Source organism: Coleofasciculus sp. FACHB-712 (assembly GCF_014695635.1).
GTDB lineage: Bacteria > Cyanobacteriota > Cyanobacteriia > Cyanobacteriales > FACHB-T130 > FACHB-T130.
Map to the genome: position 1 here is coordinate 1 of NZ_JACJOQ010000341.1, position 2,620 is coordinate 2,620.

The window sequence follows — 2,620 nt, forward strand, 5'->3', positions numbered from 1 at the left end:
CGCCCTCGCGATGAAATCGCGAGAGGATGTGGATTAGCAGTAGGCGATCGCGGCGGGATCGTTATCAACGATTCTTGCCAAACTTCAGATCCAAATATTTATGCCATTGGAGAATGCGCCCTCTATCAAAATCGTATCTACGGCTTAGTCGCTCCTGGCTATACAATGGCAAGCGTAGTGGCAGATATCCTGAGCAAAACAGGGACGAGCAGCTTTACCGGCGCGGATATGTCCACCAAACTCAAACTGTTGGGAGTGGATGTTGCCAGTTTCGGGGATGCCTTTGCCAAATCTCCCGGCGCTAAAGAAATTGCCGTTACTGATACCATCCAGGGTGTTTACAAAAAACTGGTTTTAAATGAAGGTGGTAGCCATCTTTTAGGCGGAATTCTGGTAGGAGATGCTTCAGCTTACGGTACGTTGCTGCAATTTGTGCAGAATGCGATCGCCCTCCCGCCTCATCCAGAAGATTTGCTGATGCCACCCCGCGAAGGCAAGTCTGCCACAGTCGGTATGGGTGTGGAGAGTTTACCAGATACTGCCCAAATTTGCTCTTGCAATAATGTTAGCAAAGAGCAAATTTGTAGTGCCATCCAAGAAGGGCAACTCACTGATATTGCCAGTGTAAAGAAATGCACCCAAGCCGGCACAGGTTGCGGCGGTTGCGTGCCACTGGTAACTGATATCCTCAAAGCTGAGATGAAGAAAGCGGGGATAGAGGTAAAAAATCATCTCTGCGAACACTTCGCCTATTCCCGTCAGGAACTTTATCACTTGGTGCGTTCTCAAAAAATCCTGACTTTTGAAGATTTAATTCAAAAACATGGAAAAGGGAAGGGGTGTGAAATTTGTAAGCCTGCTGTAGCTTCTATTCTCGCTTCAACGTGGAACGAGTATATTTTAGAAATGCCGCATGTGGGGTTGCAGGATACCAATGATTATTACCTGGCAAACATTCAGAAGGATGGAACTTATTCAGTAATCCCCAGAGTTCCCGGTGGTGAACTAACACCAGATCAGCTGATTGTGTTGGGAGAAGTTGCTAAAGATTTTGGTCTTTATACCAAAATTACAGGTGGACAACGGATCGATTTATTAGGTGCGCGGGTAGATCAATTACCCCAAATTTGGCAGCGGCTGATAGATGCTGGATTTGAATCGGGACACGCTTATGGGAAGGCACTTCGCACAGTCAAATCTTGTGTGGGTAGCACCTGGTGCCGCTTTGGAGTGCAGGATTCAACCACTTTGGCGATTGAGATCGAACTGCGATATCGAGGCTTGCGATCGCCCCACAAATTAAAATCAGCTGTATCCGGTTGTACCCGCGAGTGTGCTGAAGCTCAAAGCAAGGATTTTGGGATCATTGCTACCGAAAATGGCTGGAATTTGTATGTATGTGGCAATGGTGGAATGAAGCCACAACACGCAGTTTTGTTAGCAACAGATATTGACAAGGAAACGCTGATTAAATATTTGGATCGGTTCTTGATGTTCTATATTCGCACCGCGAATCGACTAGAACGCACTGCAACTTGGTTCAATAAGCTGGAAGGAGGCATCGAGTACCTGAAGCAGGTAGTTATTGAAGATTCTCTGGGCATTTGTGCTGAATTAGAATCAGAAATGCAGCATCTTGTCAACACCTATCAGTGTGAGTGGAAAGCCACAATTGAAGATCCAGAAAAAGTGAAGCGATTCCGTCACTTTGTCAATTCTGACCAACCCGATCCTGGTTTAGTTCATGTAGAGGAACGGGGGCAAAAACGTCCAGCTTATGACCACGAGAAGGTTTTAGTTGGTATTTCCGAATAAGCTGACTGTTGCTCTGGTGCATTACCTACAGTTTAAAAAAACTGATGTTATTTCAACTAGGAAAAACATACACACGCTATCAAATTCATTCTGCATTGGGTGGAGAACTCCAAACTTATCTTCCTCAGCGTGCTGGAAAGATTGTGTGTGGATGTTTTAAGCCTATCCTGGACTCAAAAGCTCCTGATGAAGTTTTGGTAGAAGATTCACCAAAAGTAAAACAGAAAGCTGAGATACTCTGCCAACAAGGAGGTGCTATTCCAGTGTTCCTCAAGCTACATCGAGCTAGGTGGAAGTATATAGGAATGTTTCGTGTCAAGAAACACTCCGTTGACCTAGAAGAAATTAGGCGTAAGCAGCAGGAATCAGGCAGAAATAACATTGCAGCCGTGCTGTATTTGGAACCTGTGTTAAGCGAACTATGCAGTACGGTTCAAATAACCAAAGAGCGAGTTTTTGAGTTAGTTTGAATTGCTGCAATGTGTTGAATTTTTCAAGCTAGGCTACACCAACCCGTTAATCAATAGGAAAAGAAAATGGTTCAAGCATTACCGATTCGTCAGACAATTTCTACATGGGTTGATATTTGTCCGCTGTCAGCGATCGCGCCCAACACTGGAGTTTGTGCTTTAGTTGAAGATCAACAAGTGGCAATTTTCCGTGTGGGACAAGAAACTGATGTATTTGCGCTAGGCAATTACGATCCCTTTAGTAAAGCCTTTGTCCTATCGCGGGGAATTTTAGGCGATCGCAATGGTATTCCCAAAGTTGCATCCCCCATCTACAAGCAAAATTTTAACTTGCT

At 44.8% G+C, this 2,620-nt stretch carries 3 protein-coding genes; all 3 read left to right on the forward strand.

All coding sequences use genetic code 11. From position 1 onward, the window contains the following. On the forward strand, positions 1 to 1,815 hold a 1,815-nt coding region (gene nirB, locus H6F50_RS08670; RefSeq protein ID WP_190428373.1), incomplete at its 5' end, for a nitrite reductase large subunit NirB. A gap of 44 nt (positions 1,816 to 1,859) precedes the next feature. After that, positions 1,860 to 2,285: a hypothetical protein gene (locus H6F50_RS08675; protein ID WP_190428374.1), complete on the forward strand. Its 426-nt coding sequence runs from the start codon at positions 1,860 to 1,862 to the stop codon at positions 2,283 to 2,285. Positions 2,286 to 2,351: 66 nt separating this feature from the next. Then, positions 2,352 to 2,620 (forward strand): nitrite reductase small subunit NirD (gene nirD, locus H6F50_RS08680; RefSeq protein ID WP_190428375.1); only part of this gene is annotated, 269 nt, incomplete at its 3' end.